We start from the raw sequence: 20368 nt of genomic DNA, 5'->3' as shown, positions 1-20368 counted from the left end.
GGTGTTCAACTCTGTCAGCGAACCTGGTCCACGTCGACGAGGTCGACGCGGATGCCACGGCCGCCGATGGCGCCCACGACCGTTCGCAGTGCGCGTGCGGTGCGGCCGTTGCGGCCGATCACCTTGCCGAGGTCATCGGGGTGAACCCGGACCTCCAGCACACGACCACGGCGCAGGTTGCGCGAGGCCACCTGCACATCGTCGGGGTTGTCGACGATGCCCTTCACGAGGTGCTCGAGAGCCTCCTCGAGCATGCTCAGGCCTCGGTCGACTCGGCGGGCGCGGCAGCGTCAGCAGCCTCGTCAGCCTTCTTGTCGGACTTCTTCGCCTTCTGCGTGATGGCCTCGCCCTTGGACTCCTCGCCGGTGTCCTTGGCCAGGGCCTCGAACAGGGCGCGCTTGTCAGCCTTGGGCTCCGGCTGCAGCAGCGGCGCGGGGGCCGGGAGACCCTTGTGGGCCTGCCAGTCACCGGTGAGCTTCAGGATCGCGAGAACCGGCTCGGTCGGCTGGGCGCCGACAGACAGCCAGTACTGCGCACGCTCCGAGTTGACCTCGATGCGCGAGGGGTTCTGCACCGGGTGGTACAGACCGATCTCCTCGATGGCCCGGCCGTCACGGCGGGTACGGGAGTCGGCGACGACGATGCGGTAGTGAGGCGAACGGATCTTGCCCAGACGCTTCAGCTTGATCTTGACTGCCACGGAAGTGGTGTCTCCTGGTCTATGACGTGGTTGGGCACAACGAAGATGCCACGTGGGGTTGCGGTACTCGGGTGCCCGATGGACGCGTCAGCCGGAGGAGAGAGGGGTCCTGTGCGACTGTCGAGTACAGCTTGCCATTGTGCCACACCACGTCGGGTCACCCCACCGCGACTGCGGCTTCCGGGATACGGAACGGCTTCCCGCAGCCACCGCAGACGATCGGCGCCTGGGCGAGGACCGAGGGAACGACCCGGACGTTGCGTCCGCAGTCGCAGACGGCCTTGACCCGCACGCCTCCACCGGAGGAGCCGTGCCGGGCGGCGGGCCCGCGGAAGGAGCGCTTGGTATCGGCGGCGGTGGCGACCGTGTGCGCCTTGAGGGCGCGCTGCAGCCGCTCGATCGTCGGGCGGTACCTGCGCTTCGCCTCGGGATTGAGCGTGACCAGCGAGAAGCCGCTGCTGGGGTGGGGCTCCTCGGCATGATCGAGGCCCAGCTCCTCGGCGATCGCGAGGAATCTGCGGTTGTGGTAGCGGCCGGCGCGGGAGGTGTCGCGGACACCTCGTGCGGCGGCGATTCCATGGACTGCCTCATGCAGCAGTCGCTCGAAGGAGAGTTCGGCGCCACAGGCGGACGACGACTCTCCGATCAGGGACTCTGGCGCGGCAAGATCGGGCAGCTCGGGGTGGTACCGCTGAATGTCGGCCCACGCCTGTGCCAGCTCTGCGGCAAGTACAGGTGGTGTCGTGCTCACGTCGTGACAACGAGCGCGAGTGCCCCGGTGTTCCTATTCCGGGGCATCCCAAATAATTTGCACGTACCAGTCAGTTGCCGATGATGCGCCCTGACGAGGGCGGGTGCGCAGATCTGTGGAGAACTCTCACAGCTCACACCAAGGCGGTGCGTAGTGCCGGGTACGACCCGGTACGTAGACAATGCCTCCGCGCCGGGGTTCCGACGGCTCCGGGAGCGCCCGGGGGTCAGTAGGCGCGGGCCACGACGGCGACAGTACCCGGGGCGTCGTCCGACTCCGGCACCGACCCGTCCTCGGCCACCAGACACCGTACCGACGCCCCGTGCTCCGCGAGCCGGGCCTCCCCCGCCGGGCCGAGGACGTCCCACGCAATACGCGCCCAGCCGCCCGCGGCCGCCGCCTCCGCGGCCTCGTCGACGGTGGACACCTCGCTGGTGCGGGACTCCCGGCGGGCCCGGGACTCGCGCAACAGCGTCGCCTGGTCCTCCTCCAGGACCGTCGGGAGCAGGGCCGGCAGTGCCTCGATCGCGACTGGCTCCTTCCCGCCGGGGATGCGGCGGGCCAGCATCGCGGTGCCGTTCTCCAGGTCGCGCGGACCGATCTCGATCCGTACGGGCACACCCTTCAGCTCCCAGTCGACCGCGCGGCGGCCGAACGGGGTGTCGGTGCGGTCGTCGATCCGGACCCTGATCCCGGCCTCCCGCAGCCGGTCGCCGATCTCGCGGACCGCGGCCAGCACCGCGTCGTCCTCCTTGATCGCGAGGACGACCGCCTGCACGGCGGCGAGCCGCGGCGGGACGCGGAGTCCCCGGTCGTCACCGTGGGACATGATCAGGCCGCCGACCATCCGGGTCGAGGCGCCCCAGGAGGTCTGCCAGACCAGCTCCTGCCTGCCCTCCCGGGACAGGTACTCGGTGTGGAACGCCTTGGCGAAGTTGGTGCCGAGCTCATGGCTCGTACCCATCTGCAGGGCCTTGCCGTCGCCCATCATCGATTCGAGCGTGAGGGTGTTGATGGCGCCCGCGAACCGTTCGCTCGGGGGCTTGCGGCCGAGCACCACATCGATGCCGAGGACCTGGGTCATGAAGTCCGCGTAGACGTCCCGGTGGATGTATGCGGCGTAGTCACGGGCGTCCTCGTAGGTCGCGTGGGCCGTGTGGCCCTCCTGCCAGAGGAATTCGGTCGTACGGAGGAAGACCCGCGGGCGCATCTCCCAGCGGACGACGTTCGCCCACTGGTTGATCAGCAGGGGCAGATCCCGGTAGCTCTGCACCCATTTCGAGAAGTACTCATTGATGATCGTTTCGGACGTCGGCCGCACCACCACGGGCTCTTCGAGGTCCTTCCCGCCGCCGTGCGTGACGATGGCCAGCTCGGGTGCGAAGCCCTCGACGTGCTCGGCCTCGCGTGTCAGGTAAGACTGGGGGATGAAGAGCGGGAAGTAGGCGTTCTGGGCGCCCGCGCGTTTGATGCGGACATCCAGTTCCAGCTGCATCCGCTCCCACAGGGCGTATCCGTACGGTCGGATGACCATGGTGCCGCGCACCGGGCCGTTGTCCGCGAGTTCGGCCTTGTTGATCAGATCCTGGTACCAGCGGGGAAAGTCCTCGGCCTGGGGTGTGAGAACGGGTGCCTTTGCCATGGCGCGCATCGTACGGCGACATCGCCTTTCCCACGGAGTGACGGGACCGGTCACGGCCGACTGTCTGCGGGGGCGCACCACCGAGGCGCACAACCATTGCCCTCCGCCCTCTGGACGCGGCCGCGGATGCGCAGTTCTCTGACATACGGGGGAAGTGCGGGCACGCACACACGGGGGCCGTCCATCACTCGGGAACGACCTACCTCTCGGCGGATTGGGGCGCTTTCCATGACACCAACGCTCGTCCGGCACCATGGGCAGACGGATCCGTCCGCCCCGGTGGACCCCGCAACCCGTGCTCGTGACTGGGCCGAGATCCAGGAGCGGATGCTCGCGCCGCTGTACGAAGCGGTGTACGACCGGCTCGAAGTCGGAGCCGGTACACGGATGCTCTCCCTCGGCTGCGGCTCCGGGCTCGCGCTGCTGATCGCGGCCGCCCGCGGGGCTCGCGTCACCGGCGTCGACACCGACCGTCAACGCCTTGACCTGGCCCGCGAACGGCTGCTGCCAGAAGCGACGTGGGACGGCGGTCCCGATCCGGCCCCGGCCCGGCCGCCCCAGCTCTACACCGGTGATCCGTCCGCCGTCGAACCGGCCGACGGTGTCCCGTACAACCTGCTCACCGCGTTCACCCCGATCGGTTGCTCGGCGGGCGACTCCGAAGGGCTGCTGCCCGCCCTGGAGTCCGCCCTGCCGCTGCTCGCCCGGGGCAGTTCGGTGGTGCTCACCGGCTGGGGTCCCCCCGAGCGGTGCGCGACCGCGACGGTGCTCCGGGTAGCGGCCCGGCTCACCGACGGGGCACGCGCGCCCCGCGCGGGCGGCTGGCGCCCGACGCGCAGGGACGATCTCGAGGACGTGGCGTTCCGGGCCGGACTGAATCCGAACGGCTCGGGGCGTGTGGCGTGCCCGTTCGGCTATGCGGACCTGGACAGCGCGGTGCGCGGACTGCTGTCGACGCGGCTGTTCGATGCGGCGGTGCGGGCGACGGACCGCTCCCAGGTGGAGAAGGAGGTCGCGGAGGCACTGCACCCGCACCGGCGCCAGGACGGCACGGTGTGGATGCCGAATGTCTTCCGCTATCTCGTCTGCACCTCCTGAAGCAGGTGCCAACGCGATGGGGCGGTCCTACTTGGCCAGGCGCGGGATGCCGGCCGCCCGGTAGGCCGCCTCCTCGTCCAGCGTCTCGTTCTGGAGCAGCGCCGACGCCAGCGCGTCCAGCTTCTCCCGGTGCTCGCGCAGCAGCCGTTGCGCCTCGATGTAGCACTCGTCGACGATCCGCCGCATCTCGTCGTCCACGGCGTCCAGCGTGGCCGGAGCCGCCGAGAGTCCGTACGCCTGCTGGACGTCTCCCGGGATCGCCGTCAGCCTGCCGACCTTGCTGCTCATCCCCCAGCGTCCGACCATTCCGCGCGCCAGATTGGTGACCTGTTCCAGGTCGCTCTCCGAGCCCGTGGTGACCACTCCGTAGACCAGTTGTTCCGCGGCCATGCCGCCGAGGGCACCGATGATGCGGCCGCGCAGATACGGTTCGGTGTACGCGTACTTGTCGGCGTCCGGCGTCGAGAGAGTGACGCCGAGGGCCCGGCCGCGCGGCACGATGGTCACCTTGCGCACGGGGTCCGCGCCCGGCTGGACCATGCCGAGCAGAGCGTGGCCGCTCTCGTGGTACGCGGTCCTGCGCCGCTCCTCCACCGGCATGACGAGCGGTCGTTCGGCTCCGAGCTGAACCTTCTCCAGGGCGTCCGACAGGTCGGTCTGGCTGACCTCGGACTGTTTGCGCTTGACGGCGAGAAGCGCGGCTTCGTTGGCGAGGTTGGCAAGGTCGGCACCGGTCATACCGGGGGTCGTCCGCGCCACCTGGGCGAGACTCACGTCGTCGGAGAGCGGAATCTGCCGGGTGTGGATCTTCAGGATGGCCTCCCGGCCGCTCCGGTCGGGAGGGCTCACCTGGACGATCCGGTCGAAGCGGCCGGGCCGGGTGAGGGCGGGGTCGAGGACGTCGGCGCGGTTGGTTGCGGCGAGGACGACGACGCCTTCCGATCCGGAGAAGCCGTCCATCTCGGTGAGGATCTGGTTCAACGTCTGCTCGCGCTCGTCATGGCCGCCCATGCCGGAGCCGCCGCCGCGGGCCCGGCCGATGGTGTCGATCTCGTCGATGAAGACGATGGCGGGGGCGACCTTGCGGGCCTCGGCGAACAGTTCCCGTACCCGGCCGGCACCGACGCCGACGATCATCTCGATGAACTCGGAGGCGGAGGCGGAGAAGAACGGCACGCCCGCCTCGCCGGCGACGGCCCGCGCGAGGAGTGTCTTGCCGGTGCCGGGCGGACCCGCGAGCAGCACTCCCCCGGGCATCCGGGCGCCCATCCGCCGGTACTGCTGCGGGTTCTTCAGGAAGTCGACGACATCGTTGAGTTCTCCCTCGACCTCGTCGATGCCGGCCACATCCTCGAAGGTGGTGCGCTTGCCCGCCTCCAGTTCGACCGGTTTGGGCGGGGCCTTGCGGCCGAAGCCGCCCATCCCGCCGCCCATGCCCCGGGACATCCGCCGGGCGATGAGCACCCAGAGCAGGATGAGCACCAGCATCGGCGCCAGCGAGATCAGCAGGTTGGCGAGGAAACTGCGTTCCTTGACGACCGGCTCAGCGGTGACGGTGACGCCCTCCTTGACCAGCTCGGCCCAGAGGTTGTCCTCGGCGAACGCGGGCCGCTGGGTGACGAATTTCGTGTAGGTGCTGTCGGTGCCGGGGACCTTCGCCTCCTTCCTGAGCTGCCCCTGGATGGAATCGCCCTTGGAGTAGATCTTGGCGACGTTGCCCGCCGTGACCTGCTTGCTGAACTCCGTGTACGCGATGGTCGGCTCGTTCCTGCCGTTGAAGAAGGACAGCACCAGGTTGGCGATCAGATAGACGGCCAGCGCGGTCAGCAGCAGTCGGCCCCAGCCGCCCGGCATCTTCCGGCGCTGCGGCGCGGGCGGTGGGGCACCTTCGGAGCGCCACGGCTGGTCGGTCCGATCGCGTGGCGGTACGGGATTGGTCACGCGCGCTCCTCTGCCGACAGCCGTTGAGCCGACATTAAAGGAGAAATACGATCAAAGCCCTCGGAGGAGCTGCCCACTGGGCCCATGGAGGGACGCCGACGCGATACGGGTGGCACGGGTAAGGGGCACCCGCCTGTGGCGAATGCCCCTTACCTCTGTGCCCCTGAAGGCGTCGGGTGTCAGCCCGTGAACTTCTTGAACGCTTCGGGAAGCTCGAAGTTCTGGCCCTCCTGCGCCGGAAGACCGAACGCGCCGCCCTGCGCCGCCGCCTGCTCGCGACGGGCGGCCGCAGCCTGCTCCTCGGCCTTCCGCTTCATCGGGTTGCCGCTCTTGCGCTTGCCCTTGGCCTGCTTGACCTGCTTCTTCTGCCGGCCCGCGCCGCCACCCATGCCCGGCATACCGGGCATGCCGGGCATGCCGCCGCCCTGCGCCATCTTCGACATCATCTTGCGCGCCTCGAAGAACCGCTCCACCAGGTTCTTCACGGCGGACACCTCGACGCCGGAGCCCTTGGCGATACGGGCCCGGCGCGAGCCGTTGATGATCGTCGGTTCCTGGCGCTCGTGCGGCGTCATCGACTTGATGATCGCGGCGGTACGGTCCACGTCGCGCTCGTCGATGTTGTTGATCTGATCCTTGATCTGCCCCATGCCGGGCAGCATGCCGAGCAGCTTGGAGATGGAGCCCATCTTCCTGACCTGCTCCATCTGGGCCAGGAAGTCGTCGAGCGTGAAGTCCTTGCCCTTGCTGGACGCCAGCTTGGAGGCCATTTTGGCGGCCTCTTCCTGGCTGAAGGTCTTCTCCGCCTGCTCGATCAGGGTGAGCAGGTCACCCATGTCGAGGATGCGGGACGCCATGCGGTCGGGGTGGAAGGCGTCGAAGTCCTCGAGCTTCTCACCGTTCGACGCGAACATGACCTGCTTGCCCGTGACGTGGGCGATCGACAGGGCCGCACCGCCGCGAGCGTCACCGTCGAGCTTGGAGAGCACCACGCCGTCGAAGCCGACGCCGTCACGGAAGGCCTCGGCGGTGTTGACCGCATCCTGGCCGATCATCGCGTCGACGACGAAGAGGATCTCGTCGGGGCTGACGGCATCGCGGATGTCCGCGGCCTGCTGCATCAGCTCCTCGTCGATACCGAGGCGGCCGGCGGTGTCGACGATGACCACGTCGTACTGCTTGGAGCGGGCGTGCTCGATGGAGTCCTTGGCGACCTGGACCGGGTCACCGACGCCGTTGCCCGGCTGCGGGGCGTAGACCGCCACACCGGCGCGGTCGGCGACGACGCTGAGCTGGTTGACGGCGTTGGGGCGCTGGAGGTCACAGGCGACGAGCAGCGGGGAGTGGCCCTGGCCCTTGAGCCAGAGCCCGAGCTTTCCGGCAAGGGTGGTCTTACCGGCACCCTGCAGACCCGCGAGCATGATCACGGTGGGCGGGTTCTTGGCGAACCGCAGCCGCCGGGTCTCGCCACCGAGGATGCCGACAAGCTCCTCGTTGACGATCTTGACGACCTGCTGGGCGGGATTCAGCGCCTGGGAGACCTCGACGCCGCGCGCCCGCTCCTTGACGTTGGCGATGAAAGCGCGCACGACGGGCAGCGCCACATCGGCCTCGAGCAGGGCGATACGGATCTCGCGGGCCGTGGCGTCGATGTCCGCCTCGGACAAGCGGCCCTTGCCCCTGAGGTTCTTGAAAGTCGCGCTAAGGCGGTCGGAGAGAGTATCGAACACGGCGCTCGTCGGTCCTCGGGGTCGGGGTCGGGTGCAGGTCAGTCGTCCCCCAGGGTATCCGGACACCGGGAAACGCAAAGCCCTTGCCCGGTTCTCGTGACGGACGAGGACCCTTCCGCGGAGCGCGCGGGAGTCAGCCCAGGGCCCGCTCGACCTCTCGGGCCAGCTCTGTTGCGCGCGCGTCGGACAGCGGCTCCCCGTCCGTCCCTGTGACGTAGAAGGCATCCACCGCGTTGGCGCCGAGCGTCGACACGTGGGCGCTGCGCACCCGCACCGCGCTCTGTTCCAGCGCCCGCCCGATCCGGTGCAGCAGCCCGGGGGCGTCCTGGGCGCGCACTTCGATCACGGTCGCCAGCCGCGAGCCCGCCGCCGCGACCGTCACCCTCGGTGGTGGTGCCTTCACCCCGCGGCGCCGCGGGTAGGCGGCTTCGCGTTCGGCGAGGCGGGCGCGAATGTCGAGTGAGCCGTCCAGGGCGCGTACGAGATCGGCGCGGAGCCGGGCTGCCTGCGGCAGGGAGCCGTACTCCGCCGCCACCCGCCAGCTGAGCACCAGCACGTCGGCGCACTCGCCGAGCTCGGTGGGAAGTTCGACGGCGCGCAGGTCGGCCGCGCGGACGGTCAGACGGTGCAGGGCGAGGACTCCGGCGGCGGCGGGCAGGACGCCCGGGCGGTCGGGGAGGGCGATGAGGAGCTCGACACCGATGGGTTCCGGTTCGCCGTCCTCGTATGGGGTCTCGGCCTGGGTGTGCAGGGCGAGGACGGGTTCGCCGGTGCGCAGCGCCTCAATGGCCAGCCGTTCCTGTTCGGCGCTGGGTGCGACGGACTCCGGATCGGCGGTCGCCTCGCCGGCGAGGACCGCGGCGACACGTTTGACGAGGTCGGCGACGAGGGAGGCGCGCCAGGTGGACCATGCGGCGGGCCCGGTGGCGAGCGCGTCGGCCTCGGTGAGGGCGTGCAGGAGTTCCAGCGTGGACGCGCTGCCGACGGCGGTGGCGACGGAGCGGACGGTGGCCGGGTCGTCGAGGTCGCGGCGGGTGGCGGTCTCGACGAGCAGCAGATGATGGCGTACGAGGGTGGCGACGACGCCCACGTCGTGCTGGTCGAAGCCGATCCGGGCGGCGACGTCGCGGGCGATGACCTCTCCGGCGGCGGAGTGGTCGCCTGGCCAGCCCTTGCCGATGTCGTGGAGCAGGGCGGCGACGAGCAGGAGGTCGGGGCGGCCGACGCGGCGGGTGAGCGAGGAGGCGCGGACGGCCGCTTCGACGAGGTGACGGTCGACGGTCCAGGTGTGGACAGGGTTGCGCTGCGGGCGGCAGTGGACGCGTTCCCAGTCGGGCAGCAGCCGGGTGATCAGCCCTTCCGCTTCGAGGGCCTCCCAGACGGGGATGGTGGCCTCGCCCGCGCCGAGCAGGGTGACGAGTTCCTCACGGGCCTCGGCGGGCCAGGGCACGGGCAGCGGGCGGGCGGCCGCGGCAAGGCGGCGCACGACGTGGCGGGAGATCGGCAGTTCGGACTGGGCGGCCGCGGCGGCGGCGCGCAGGACCAGCACGGCGTCGCGTTCGGGGCGGGCGGTGCGGGCGAGGACGACCTCGCCGTCGGCCTCGACGACGCCTTCGGCGAGTGGGGTGCGTTCGGTGGCGGCGGTCCTGCCGCCGCCCAGCATGGCGCGCAGCCGGGGGCGTACGGACCGGGCGCGCAGGACGCGGTTTACCTCGCGCCAGGTGACGTCGGTGGCGTACGAGACGGTGCGCGCGGCCTCGTACACCTGGCGCAGCAGTGCGTCGGCGTCGAGGAGGCCGAGGGCGGTGGCGACCTGGTCCTGTTCCTGGAGGGCGAGGCGGTCGGTGGCGCGGCCCGTGGTCAGGTGCAGGGCGTCGCGGGCGTCGAGGAGGATGCGGCGGGCCTCGGTGAGTCCTTCGCGGGGGGCGTCGGCGACCCATGAGGCGGCAACCGCGCGCAGGGCGGTGGCGTCGCGCAGGCCGCCGCGGGCCTCTTTCAGGTCGGGTTCGAGGAGGAACTGGAGCTCGCCCTGGCGCTCGGCGCGTTCGCGGCAGAGTTCGTCGAGGGCGGGAAGCCGTTTGGGAGCCTGGTTCCGCCAGTCGGCGAGGACAGTGGTGCGCATCGCGGCGACCAGGCCGAGGTCTCCGGCGACGGACCGCGCGTCGAGCAGTCCGAGCTGCACCTTGAGATCGTCGGCGGCCGTCTTCCGGGCTTCGCCGGGGGTCCGCACGGAGTGGTCGAGGGCGAGGCCGAGGTCCCAGACGGGGTACCAGATGCGGTCGGCGAGGGAGGCGATGGCTCCGGCGTCGGCTCTGCCGTCGTGCAGGAGCACGAGATCGAGGTCGCTGCGCGGGGAGAGTTCGCCGCGGCCGTAGCCGCCGACGGCGACGAGGGCGGCACCGCGGACGCCGGTCTGTTCGGTGGCGGTGGCGAACAGGGCGGTCAGCCAGTCGTCGGTGAGAGAGGCGAGGGCCGCACGGCGCGGCGGCCCGGACCGCGCCTTCTCCTGGAGGAGGCGCAGCCGGGCCGCCCCGTAGCCGCTGGGTCCCGAGTCTTCGGATTCGGTGGTCACTTCGGTGCTCGTCACCCAGCTGCCTTTCCGTTTGCGAGGCCGTCGGTCAGAGTGCGTCCGGGCCGCGTTCGCCGGTGCGGACCCGTACGGCTGTCTCGACGGGAACGCTCCAGACCTTGCCGTCTCCGATCTTGCCGGTTCGGGCGGCCTTGACCACGACATCGATGAGCTGTTCGGCCTCCTCGTCCTCGACAAGGACCTCGATGCGGATCTTGGGAACGAGGTCGACGGTGTATTCGGCGCCCCGGTAGACCTCGGTGTGGCCGCGCTGGCGCCCGTATCCGCTGGCCTCCGTGACCGTGAGGCCCTGGATACCGAAGGCCTGGAGGGCCTCCTTGATCTCGTCGAGCCGGTGCGGCTTCACGACTGCCGTGATGAGCTTCATGCGTCCACCTTCTTGGTCTGCGCTGCTGTCGCGGTCCCCGATGCCGGTGTGGCGGCCGTACGCGGGGCCGCACCGCCACCGGCGCCGCTGAAGTCGTACGCGGTCTCGGCGTGTTCGACCTGGTCGATGCCGGAGATCTCGTCGTCCTCGTCGACCCGCATGCCGATTGCCTTGTCGAGGAGGAGGGCGAGGACCGCGGAGACGACCAGAGAGTACGCGAGGACCGCGAAGACTCCGACGGCCTGCTTGCCGAGCTGGTCGAGGCCACCGCCATAGAAGAGGCCCTTGGCGTCGGACTGGACACCGCCGGTGGCGAAGAAGCCGATGAGGAGCGAGCCCGCGACTCCGCCGACGAGGTGGACGCCGACGACGTCCAGGGAGTCGTCATAGCCGAACTTGTACTTGAGGCCGACCGCCATGGCACAGAGGACACCGGCGATCGCACCGACGGCCATGGCGCCGAGCGGGCTGACCGCACCGCCGGACGGGGTGATGGCGACGAGTCCGGCGACCGCGCCGGAGGCGGCGCCGAGGGTGGTGAACGAGCCGTGGCGGATCTTCTCGTAGCAGAGCCAGGCGAGCATCGCGGCGGCCGTGGCGACCTGCGTGTTGAGGAACATGACCGCACCGACGCCGTCGTCGTTGCCGAGCCAGGAGCCGGCGTTGAAGCCGAACCAGCCGAACCACAGCAGACCGGCGCCGAGCATGACGAGCGGCAGGCTGTGCGGCCGCATCGGGTCCTTCTTGAAGCCGACGCGCTTGCCGATGACGAGGATCACGCCGAGGGCTGCCGCACCGGCGTTGATGTGGACGGCCGTACCACCGGCGAAATCGATGACGCCGAGCTCGAAGAGCCAGCCGCCCGCGCCCCAGACCCAGTGCGCGACCGGGAAGTAGACGACGGTCACCCACAGGGCGACGAACAGGGACCAGGAGGTGAACTTGACGCGGTCGGCGAGAGCGCCGCTGATCAGGGCTGGGGTGATGACGGCGAACATCAACTGGAAGACGGCGAACACATAGACCGGGATGGTGTAGCCGTCCCAGAGCTGTGTGATGCCGATTCCGCTCAGGCCGGCGAAGTCCGAGCTCCAGCCGATGAACGAGCCGATGTCGGTCCCGAAGGCGAGGCTGAATCCGTAGAGCACCCACAGGATCGTCACGATTCCGAGGCTGATGAAGCTCATCATCAGCATGTTGAGGGTGCTCTTGACGCGGACCATGCCTCCGTAGAAGAAGGCGAGGGCCGGGGTCATGATCATCACCAGGGCCGAGCAGATGAGCATGAACCCTGTGTTGGCGGCAGACAGCGTCGGGGCGTCTGCGGCAAGCGTCGTGATGCCTGGGGGCATCGGCGTCTCCTCGTCGTCGGTGCGGCCGCGTGGGGCGAAACCTGCGGGACCACGTGCGGGACCACGGTGGAAAAGGTGCGGGCCGGTTATGCGCCATGAGATTCGCCCAGCGCGGTTTCCGCCGATGCCGCACGGTGTTTCGCCGCAGTGACGAAGAAGTGTGGCGTGTTACGTCCCCATGAACCGCAAGTGGCGTATCCGGGGCCGGGCCTACCCTGCGGCCGTGGCCGCACACGGTGCGGTGACAACTCTGGAGTACGGGAACGGGAACGCGAACCGGCCACGCCGATCACCCGCTGACCTGGCAAGGGGGAGCCGAAGTCGGTCTGTGCAGGGTGGTCGTCGTGGCCGGAGTGAGGGGGTGCCCGGTCAGACCGCTTCGGCGGTCTCGGGCAGCTGCTCGGTGAGGAGATCGGTGAGCTCGGCAACCGCGAGAATGCCGCCGAAGTCCCTGGCAGCGGTGTCGACGGTCTTGCGCAGCCGTGTGTTGACGCGCTCGGAGCGGACCTTCTTGGCGACCTGCAGGGCCCGCTCGACGAGCACCGTGGACTGTTCGGGTTCGCGCTTGAGGAGATGGACGGTGGCGAGGCCGACCAGGTTCAGCGCATACGACCGTTGGTGTTCGTCGTCCTCACCGAAGAGCTCGACGGCCTTCTCCATGATCGGCTCGGCGAGCGAGGCGTACGTGGGGCTGCGGCCGGCCACATAGGCGAGGTCACGGTACGAGTGGGAGTTCTCGCCGTGGAGTTCGGCCTCGGAGAAGAAGCGGATCCAGTCGGGCTCCGGCTCGCCGTCGATCCCGGCGTCGAGGAAGGTGTCCTCGGCCATTCGGACGGCTCGCTTGCACTTGCTGGGCTGGCCCATGTTGGCATAGGCGCGGGCCTCCATCGCATACAGCATGGCCTGGGTGCGCGGGGTGGCGCAGTCCCGGCTGCCGTACTGGGCGAGATGGATGAGTTCGAGGGCGTCGTCGGGCCGTCCGAGGTGGATCATCTGGCGGCTCATGCTGGACAGGACATAACTGCCCAGCGGTTTGTCGCCGGCCTCCTTCGCGGCATGCAGCGCGAGGACAAAGTACTTCTGGGCCGTGGGCTGGAGACCGACGTCGTAACTCATCCAGCCCGCCAGTTCGGCGAGTTCGGCCGCACACCGGAAGAGCCGCTTGGCGGTGGCCGCGGGCTGCGGTTCCTGCAACAGGTCGGTGACCTCGTGCAGCTGCCCCACGACGGCCTTGCGTCGCAGTCCGCCGCCGCACTGCGCGTCCCACTTACGGAACATCACGGTGGTGGACTCCAGCAGGTCGAGCTCGGGGCCGGAGAGCCGGGAGGGGCGCCGGGCGGCGGCCGGCGACTCGGGCTCCGCGGGTGCCGCGGCGGCGACCGGCACCAGCCAGCGCTGCATGGGTTCGATGAGGGCCGGGCCCGCGGCAAGGGCGAGCGAGGTGCCGAGGAAGCCGCGGCGGGCGAGCATCAGGTCACTGCGGGAGAACTCGCTGAGCAGGGCGACGGTCTGCGGGCCCGCCCAGGGCAGGTCGACGCCGGACACCGACGGTGCCTGATGGGCGGAGCGCAGCCCGATGTCCTCGACGGCGACGACGGTGCCGAAGCGCTCGGAGAAGAGCTCGGACAGGATGCGCGGGATCGGTTCGCGCGGCTGCTCGCCGTCGAGCCAGCGCCGCACCCGGGAGGTGTCGGTGCTGATGTGGTGGGCGCCCATCTGGCGCGCCCTGCGGTTCACCTGCCGTGCCAGCTCGCCCTTCGACCAGCCGCTGCGCACGAACCATGATCCCAATTGCCCGTTCGGGCGCTTACCGGCATTCGAATCGCCTGCGCCGCTGCCACTCACTGGAACGCCCCCATCCCGCTGAATACTGTCGCGCGAACCACTAATCAGAATCCCGTGAGCCGAAGCCGTTCGTACGAAGGCTGTGCGCCATCGAACAGGAAATCGGGTTGCCTCCGGCATACCCACGGGCGCACATACTTCCACGGTTCGTGTACCGACGGTAATCCGACGATCACCGCCCCGCGACGGCATTCACAGAAACGCCACCATTCGCCACCCCTTCGAATGAACGCGCCTGCCGCCCGGCGCGATTCACTTGACAGACGACGATCAGCAGCCGAGGCAGTGATGGGCGCAGGGGCGCGTGGCTCGTGTCGCACGACCCCGGGCACCATCCGGGTGCTGCCGGATCGACGGGGCGACGGAGTGTCACAACGCACTCCGCGTCGTAACCACCGGCGAGCCGGACCCGTTGGAGGGGGTATGGGCTTCACGATCGGCGGCATCCGGGAGATGCGATCCGGCTCACGGCGTCGAGGCCGTACGGCCGAGTGCACCGCGGTGGCCGAGTACACAGGACTGTGGGGCTGGGCCGTCGCGCCGGGGGCGCGGGTCGCGGCCGGGAGGTGCTCCTGCGGGGACACCGCCTGCCCCTCCCCCGGCACTCATCCGCTGGGGTTCGCCGACGAGGTACCGGCGGGCGCCACACTGGACGCGGCGGCACGCGCATGGGCGGAAGTGCCAGGCGCTTCGATGCTGCTGCCGGTGGGACGCACGTTCGACGTGCTCGACGTCGCCGAACAGGCCGGGCGGCGGGCGCTGGTGCGGCTGGAGCGGATGGGGCTGCCGCTCGGCCCGGTGGCCATGACGCCGTCCGGGAGGGCACAGTTCTTCGTTGCTCCGGGCGCCGCCGCCGAACTTCCACAGCTGCTGTACCGGATGGGCTGGGACGACGCGGATCTGGATCTGCGGGCGCTGGGGCGCGGCTGCCACATCACCGCACCGCCATCGGACGAGGGCGGTCTCGGGCCGGTCCGCTGGCTGCGTCCGCCGGTGCTGGACACGGCGGCCACGCCGCCGCAGGCGCGACTGCTGCTGGGCACCCTGGCCTACATCTGCCATCGCTCCTAACGGCCTGGTGCACGATGGAGAGTGGATCAGCGAGCGGCGTCATGCGGCTTCGAATCCAAGGCGGAGGAGGGTGACGCGAAGGGGGCCCGTCCCATGCCTTCAAGGCCATGGGGGAGTCGTCGACTGACACAACGCCGGAGGCGGAGTCGCATGACGCCGGGAGCCCGCTCGCTATCGTGCACCAGGCCGTAAGGCGTGTTTCGAAAATCCCGCCTGCCTGGCGACGCCTGGCACACCTGCTCGCTGCGTTGCCGGGCTCGCCCCGATACGCCTGATATCGGGGCGACTCTCCGCCTTGCAATCGCACGCACCGGACGACGCCCCTCATGTGGAGACAATGCCGGTCACGGCACCAGCGGTAGGGACGACGACGCCGGGCGGGCTCGCTGTCGAGCCCGCCCGGCGTTCGGGGGCGGAGGAGCCGCAGCCGGCCCGTCAGTCGCCGATCAGTGCGTCGACGAACGCCTCCGGCTCGAACGGAGCCAGATCGTCCGGTCCCTCGCCGAGACCCACGAGCTTCACCGGTACGCCCAGTTCGCGCTGGACGGCGATGACGATGCCACCCTTGGCGGTGCCGTCCAACTTGGTGAGAACAATGCCGGTGATGTCGACGACCTCGGCGAACACCCGTGCCTGAACCAGGCCGTTCTGCCCGGTCGTGGCGTCGAGGACGAGCAGGATCTCGTCGAGCGGGCCGTGCTTCTCGACGACGCGCTTGACCTTGCCGAGCTCATCCATGAGCCCGGTCTTGGTGTGCAGCCGGCCGGCGGTGTCGATGAGGACGACATCGGCACCCTCGGCGATACCTTCCTTCACCGCGTCAAAGGCGATCGACGCCGGGTCGCCGCCCTCGGGTCCGCGCACGGTTCGGGCGCCGACGCGCTCGCCCCAGGTCTGGAGCTGGTCGGCGGCGGCGGCACGGAAGGTGTCGGCCGCGCCGAGCACCACGCTGCGGCCGTCGGCGACGAGGACCCGGGCCAGCTTGCCCGTGGTGGTGGTCTTGCCGGTGCCGTTGACGCCGACGACCATCACGATGCCGGGCGTGTCGACACCGCTCTCCGTCTTGACCGCACGGTCGAAGTCGGTGCCGAGCAGTGCCAGGAGCTCCTCGCGCAGCAGGCCGCGCAGCCCCTCGGGGGTACGGGTACCGAGGACGCGGACGCGCTCTCGGAGCCGCTCCACCAGCTCCTGCGTGGGGGCGACGCCGACATCAGCGGTGAGGAGGGTGTCCTCGATCTCCTCCCAGGTGTCCTCGTCGAGGTTGTCGCGGGACAGAAGCGTGAGCAGTCCCTTGCCGAGGGTGCTCTGCGAACGGGCGAGCCGGGCGCGCAGCCGTACGAGACGGCCCGCGGTGGGCTCCGGGATCTCCAGCGCGGGGACTGCGGGCGCCGCCGGTTCGGCGACTGCCGGGGCTTCCTCGGCGGGAGCCTCGGCTACGGCGGGACCGGCCTCCTCGATGGTGCGGCGCGGTTCCTCGCGCGGTGTCTCGGCTTCCTCGCCGACATGGGGTTCGGCGGGAGTGAGGGTCGGCGTGCTCGACGGTGTCGGGGGCAGCTGCTTCTTCTTGCGGCCGCTGACCACGAGCCCGCTGATCAGGCCGGCCACGACCAGGGCGGCGATGACTACAGCAAGGATGACGAATTCCATAACCCACCCAGTATCAGTCACATGCTCGCCAGTGGCGGCCTCGGAGGACCACTCCGGGATGCGAAAGGCCGTTATAGCCCCTTTGGCGGTAAAGGTACGATCTTGCTCGTGGAGGCCCGCGGCCTGGACCCCGTCCCCGACAGCGAGCGCACCGGCCGGGTCGCCACCCTCTTCCCGGCCTGGGCAGCCGCCAAGCTGGGCACCGACCACTCCAGGCTTCACGCGCCGTCTGCCGCGGACCGCGTCGGGCCCGTCGCCGGCCGGGGCGACGGGGGGCGGTGCGGTGCTCGTGGTTCTGCCGCTGGTGGTGATGGGCGCGTGACGGCGGTCGCGGCCCCGGATCTGGCGGTCAGCAATGACCCGGTCGCCTCCATCGGCGCCTTGCCGTATCTGCCGACTGCCGTGGTCGGTATCGCGCTGATCCATGCGATGTCGATGTATTCGGCCGGTTTCACCGCACAGGCACGGGGATTCGCGTCCCCTCGCACCTGAGCGCTCGGTGTGAATGCCGCGATCACTCCCCTTCCGCGGTGTCTACTGATGATGGTGGCGGCGAGTTTCCCGGATTCGCTCTTCCCCTTTCCGACCGTGCTCGCCGTGACGTTCTCGGCGTGGATCGGCGTATGTGGGAGTGGATCCGAGGTGGGGGCGTACGCACGATGCAGCGGCGTCGCTGGACACCAGTCCCGTGGGCACCTACTGGTACACCGGCGGCTTCGCCGTGCTCGCTGTCGCGGCATGGAGTGCGGGGCTGACGGTGGGACTGCCGGTCACGGGCGTGACGCGGTTCTCCGGCCGGCCGCTCGCCGCCACCTGGATCGGACGCAAGGGTCCGGGCCGGACGGCCACGATCGCTGTCTCCGGGGGCTGTACGCACTTCTGCCGCCGCCCGCCGGGCACGAGGACGACACACCCCTACACTTCTGACGCAGCGTCAGCTACTGTCCCGCCTCGCCAAACCCGCCCGGCGAAGGGGACACGCGTCATGGCCTTCACAGTGGTCCGGTTCAATCTCGTCGATCCCGACGCCACCCCCGCGTCCCTTTCGGACCGCTACCGCGCGGCGCTCGAGATGGCCGCGTACGCAGACGCGCACGGCGTGGACACCGTGCAGACCGAGGAGCACCACGGCGCGGCCAATTCCTGGCTGCCCTCCCCCTTCGTGTTCGCCGGTTCGGTCTTCGGCGCCACCCGCCGGATCGCGGTCACGGTCTCGGCGGTCATCGGGCCGTTGCACGATCCGCTGCGGCTGGCCGAGGACATCGCAGTCCTCGACCTGCTGAGCGCGGGCCGGCTGGTCACGGTCGCGGGTATCGGCTACCGGCCCGAGGAGTACGAACAGGCGGGCGTCGAATGGGGCAGGCGCGGCCGGCTCCAGGACGAGCTGCTGGAGACCCTGTTGCAGGCGTGGACCGGTGAGCCGTTCCCGTACCGCGGCCGTACCGTCCGGGTCACCCCGCGCCCGTACACCCAGCCGCATCCGCTGCTGCTGGTCGGTGGCAGCTCGCGGGCGGCGGCGCGGCGGGCGGCCCGGTTGGGACTGCCGTTCTTCCCGAGCGCGCATCTGCCGGAGCTCGAGGCGTACTACCACGAACGGCGCGCGGAGCACGGGACGGAGGGCTTCTGCATGATGCCGGCGACGAAGACGCCGCTGCTGCATGTGTCGGAGGATCCGGAGCGGACGTGGGACCGGTACGGCGAGCACTTCCTGCACGAGGCGCGGACCTACGCCTCCTGGCAGTCGAAGGACATCCGGTCGGCCGTGCGCTCGGCGGCCACGACGGTGGCGGAGCTGCGGGACGAAGGGGTCTACCGGATCGTCACCCAGGAGCAGCTGGCCACGCTGGACGCCGACAGCCTGGTGCTGCACCCGCTGTGCGGCGGAATGCCCGTCGAGGAGGGGTGGCGCAGCCTGCGGCTGTTCTGCGAGGCGATCACCGGCTGACGTACGCAGGGACGATCACGCGGCCCCGGCCCGCGGGCGCGGGCCGGGGCCGCGTGATCGAGGAGAGGGGCAGCAGGGATCAGCCCATCTCCTCCAATGCCTTGCCCTTGGTCTCCTTCACGAACTTGAGCACGAAAGGGATCGAGAGCACGGCGAAGCAGGTGTAGATGATGTAGGTGCCCGACAGGTTCCAGTCGGCCAGGCTCGGGAAACTCGCGGTGATCGCCCAGTTGGCGATCCACTGAGCGGACGCGGCGACACCGAGCGCGGCAGCGCGGATCTTGTTCGGGAACATCTCGCCGAGGAAGACCCAGACCACCACACCCCATGACAGGGCGAAGAAGAGCACGAAGACATGAGCCGCGATGAGGGCGACAACACCCTGAGTAGTGGGGAGTTTGCCGTTGACCAGCTCGGCGGAGAAGGCCCAGGCCTCACAGGCCAGCGCGATCGCCATGCCGGTGGAGCCCGCGAGCGCGAGCGGTTTGCGGCCCACTCGGTCGACGAGGACCATTGCGATCACCGTACCGATGATGTTGACGATCGATGTGGTGAACGACCAGAAGAAGGAGGTGGTCGGGTCGATACCGACGGACTGCCACAGCGTCGCCGAGTAGTAGAACGCCACGTTGATGCCGACGAGTTGCTGGAACACCGAGAGACCGATGCCGACCCAGACGATCGGCAGGAAGCCGAAGCGGCTGCCGAGCAGGTCCTTGAAGGTGGACTTGTGCTCGCGGTGCATGGCTGCCTGGATCTCGGCCACGCGGGCGTCGAGGTCGACTTCCTTGCCCTCGACCTCGGAGAGGATCTCCTTGGCCCTCTCGTTCTTTCCGACGGAGATCAGGTAGCGCGGCGACTCGGGGATCGCGAACGACAGCAGGCCGTAGAGGAGCGCCGGTACGACCATGACGCCGAGCATCCACTGCCAGGCCTCGAGGCCGCCGATCGTTCCGCGCTGCTTGCCGTCGGCGAGCTGCAGGATGCCGAAGTTCACCAGCTGCGAGATGGCGATACCGATGACGATCGCGGCCTGCTGGAAGGAGCCGAGCCGGCCTCGGTAGGCGGCGGGCGAGACCTCGGCGATATAGGCGGGGCCGATGACCGAGGCCATGCCGATCGCGAAGCCGCCGATGATCCGCCAGAAGGCCAGGTCCCAGAGAGCGAACGGGAGCGCGGAGCCGATGGCGCTGATGGTGAAGAGTACCGAGGCGATCCGCATGCAGCGGATGCGGCCGATCCGGTCGGCGATACGGCCCGCCGTGGCGGCGCCGATGGCGCAGCCGATCAGGGCGATGGCGATCACCTGGGCCAGCGTTCCGGAACCGATGCCGTAGCGGTCCCGGATCGCCTCGACGGCGCCGTTGATCACGGCGCTGTCGTAGCCGAAGAGGAAGCCGCCCATCGCAGCGGCTGCCGTAATGAAAATGACGTGGCCGAGGTGTTCCGGATGGGCCGCGCGGGCTCCGGATCCTGGTGTCTGCGATGTGCTGGTCACATGAACTCCTGGTGCCTGGCCGCGTCGTCAGGCGTGGGGGGGAACTCTTCCAAGTGGCGCACACCACCACAGGTGCCACCACTTGAAGTTAAAAACGACGCTGGAGAGCCTATGTCTTCAAGTTTCGAAGTCAAATGGCGGGCTTTGAAGACAATAAGAGTGCCATCCAAAAGATGTGTTGAAGACCTGTA

At 69.6% G+C, this 20368-nt stretch carries 16 protein-coding genes; 4 read left to right on the top strand and 12 right to left on the bottom strand.

The window, feature by feature from the left end; all coding sequences use genetic code 11:
• Positions 1-14 precede the first annotated feature (14 nt).
• The 4 genes from ACIBB8_RS04335 to proS all read right to left on the bottom strand — a co-directional run bounded on the left by ACIBB8_RS04335 (position 15) and on the right by proS (position 3093).
• Positions 15-254 carry an RNA-binding protein gene (locus ACIBB8_RS04335; RefSeq protein ID WP_005311361.1) on the bottom strand — a complete coding sequence of 80 codons (240 nt, stop codon included), beginning with the start codon at positions 252-254 and terminating at the stop codon, positions 15-17.
• A 2-nt stretch (positions 255-256) separates the two neighbouring features.
• Positions 257-700 (bottom strand): 30S ribosomal protein S16, encoded by a 444-nt coding sequence (gene rpsP, locus ACIBB8_RS04330; protein ID WP_037689851.1) that lies wholly within the window; start codon positions 698-700, stop codon positions 257-259.
• A gap of 157 nt (positions 701-857) precedes the next feature.
• Entirely contained in the window at positions 858-1451 is a 594-nt protein-coding gene (locus ACIBB8_RS04325) for a hypothetical protein (RefSeq protein ID WP_030928573.1), read from the bottom strand.
• Between the two features lie 226 nt (positions 1452-1677).
• Entirely contained in the window at positions 1678-3093 is a 1416-nt protein-coding gene (gene proS, locus ACIBB8_RS04320; RefSeq protein WP_398948908.1) for a proline--tRNA ligase, read from the bottom strand.
• A 228-nt stretch (positions 3094-3321) separates the two neighbouring features.
• Here proS and ACIBB8_RS04315 point away from each other — a divergent pair, with 228 nt between their 5' ends.
• Positions 3322-4191, top strand: a complete 870-nt coding sequence (locus ACIBB8_RS04315) for a methyltransferase domain-containing protein (RefSeq protein ID WP_398948907.1) — start codon at positions 3322-3324, stop codon at positions 4189-4191.
• A gap of 27 nt (positions 4192-4218) precedes the next feature.
• Here the strand turns inward: ACIBB8_RS04315 and ftsH are convergent, their stop codons facing one another.
• The 6 genes from ftsH to ACIBB8_RS04285 form a co-directional block, all read right to left on the bottom strand.
• Positions 4219-6132, bottom strand: coding sequence for an ATP-dependent zinc metalloprotease FtsH (gene ftsH / locus ACIBB8_RS04310; RefSeq protein ID WP_398948906.1), 1914 nt, complete (start codon positions 6130-6132; stop codon positions 4219-4221).
• A gap of 179 nt (positions 6133-6311) precedes the next feature.
• Entirely contained in the window at positions 6312-7862 is a 1551-nt protein-coding gene (gene ffh / locus ACIBB8_RS04305) for a signal recognition particle protein (protein WP_398948905.1), read from the bottom strand.
• Between the two features lie 133 nt (positions 7863-7995).
• Entirely contained in the window at positions 7996-10449 is a 2454-nt protein-coding gene (locus tag ACIBB8_RS04300; RefSeq protein WP_398948904.1) for a [protein-PII] uridylyltransferase, read from the bottom strand.
• A gap of 31 nt (positions 10450-10480) precedes the next feature.
• A complete protein-coding gene (locus ACIBB8_RS04295) occupies positions 10481-10819 on the bottom strand; it encodes a P-II family nitrogen regulator (RefSeq protein ID WP_398948903.1) in 339 nt (112 codons plus the stop codon).
• Positions 10816-12171 (bottom strand): ammonium transporter, encoded by a 1356-nt coding sequence (locus tag ACIBB8_RS04290; protein ID WP_398948902.1) that lies wholly within the window; start codon positions 12169-12171, stop codon positions 10816-10818. The genes ACIBB8_RS04295 and ACIBB8_RS04290 overlap by 4 nt, the downstream gene beginning before the upstream one ends.
• 369 nt (positions 12172-12540) lie before the next feature.
• On the bottom strand, positions 12541-14016 hold the full coding sequence (locus ACIBB8_RS04285) for a hypothetical protein (RefSeq protein WP_398948901.1): 1476 nt from the start codon (positions 14014-14016) through the stop codon (positions 12541-12543).
• A gap of 423 nt (positions 14017-14439) precedes the next feature.
• Here ACIBB8_RS04285 and ACIBB8_RS04280 point away from each other — a divergent pair, with 423 nt between their 5' ends.
• The gene (locus ACIBB8_RS04280) at positions 14440-15087 is read left to right on the top strand and encodes a bifunctional DNA primase/polymerase (RefSeq protein ID WP_398948900.1); all 648 of its coding nucleotides are present in this window, start codon (positions 14440-14442) and stop codon (positions 15085-15087) included.
• A gap of 435 nt (positions 15088-15522) precedes the next feature.
• Here the strand turns inward: ACIBB8_RS04280 and ftsY are convergent, their stop codons facing one another.
• Entirely contained in the window at positions 15523-16734 is a 1212-nt protein-coding gene (gene ftsY, locus ACIBB8_RS04275) for a signal recognition particle-docking protein FtsY (protein ID WP_398948899.1), read from the bottom strand.
• A gap of 108 nt (positions 16735-16842) precedes the next feature.
• Between ftsY and ACIBB8_RS04270 the strand changes: the two genes are divergently transcribed.
• Positions 16843-17226: a hypothetical protein gene (locus ACIBB8_RS04270; protein WP_398948898.1), complete on the top strand. Its 384-nt coding sequence runs from the start codon at positions 16843-16845 to the stop codon at positions 17224-17226.
• Between the two features lie 493 nt (positions 17227-17719).
• Positions 17720-18679, top strand: a complete 960-nt coding sequence (locus ACIBB8_RS04265) for an LLM class flavin-dependent oxidoreductase (protein ID WP_398948897.1) — start codon at positions 17720-17722, stop codon at positions 18677-18679.
• A 79-nt stretch (positions 18680-18758) separates the two neighbouring features.
• Here the strand turns inward: ACIBB8_RS04265 and ACIBB8_RS04260 are convergent, their stop codons facing one another.
• Positions 18759-20177, bottom strand: coding sequence for a sugar porter family MFS transporter (locus ACIBB8_RS04260; RefSeq protein WP_398948896.1), 1419 nt, complete (start codon positions 20175-20177; stop codon positions 18759-18761).
• Between the last annotated feature and the right edge of the window lie 191 nt (positions 20178-20368).

This window comes from Streptomyces sp. NPDC051286 (assembly GCF_044455345.1).
Lineage (GTDB): Bacteria > Actinomycetota > Actinomycetes > Streptomycetales > Streptomycetaceae > Streptomyces.
Note: the sequence above shows the minus strand (reverse complement) of the source record. Positions and strands in the feature narration are given on the sequence as shown.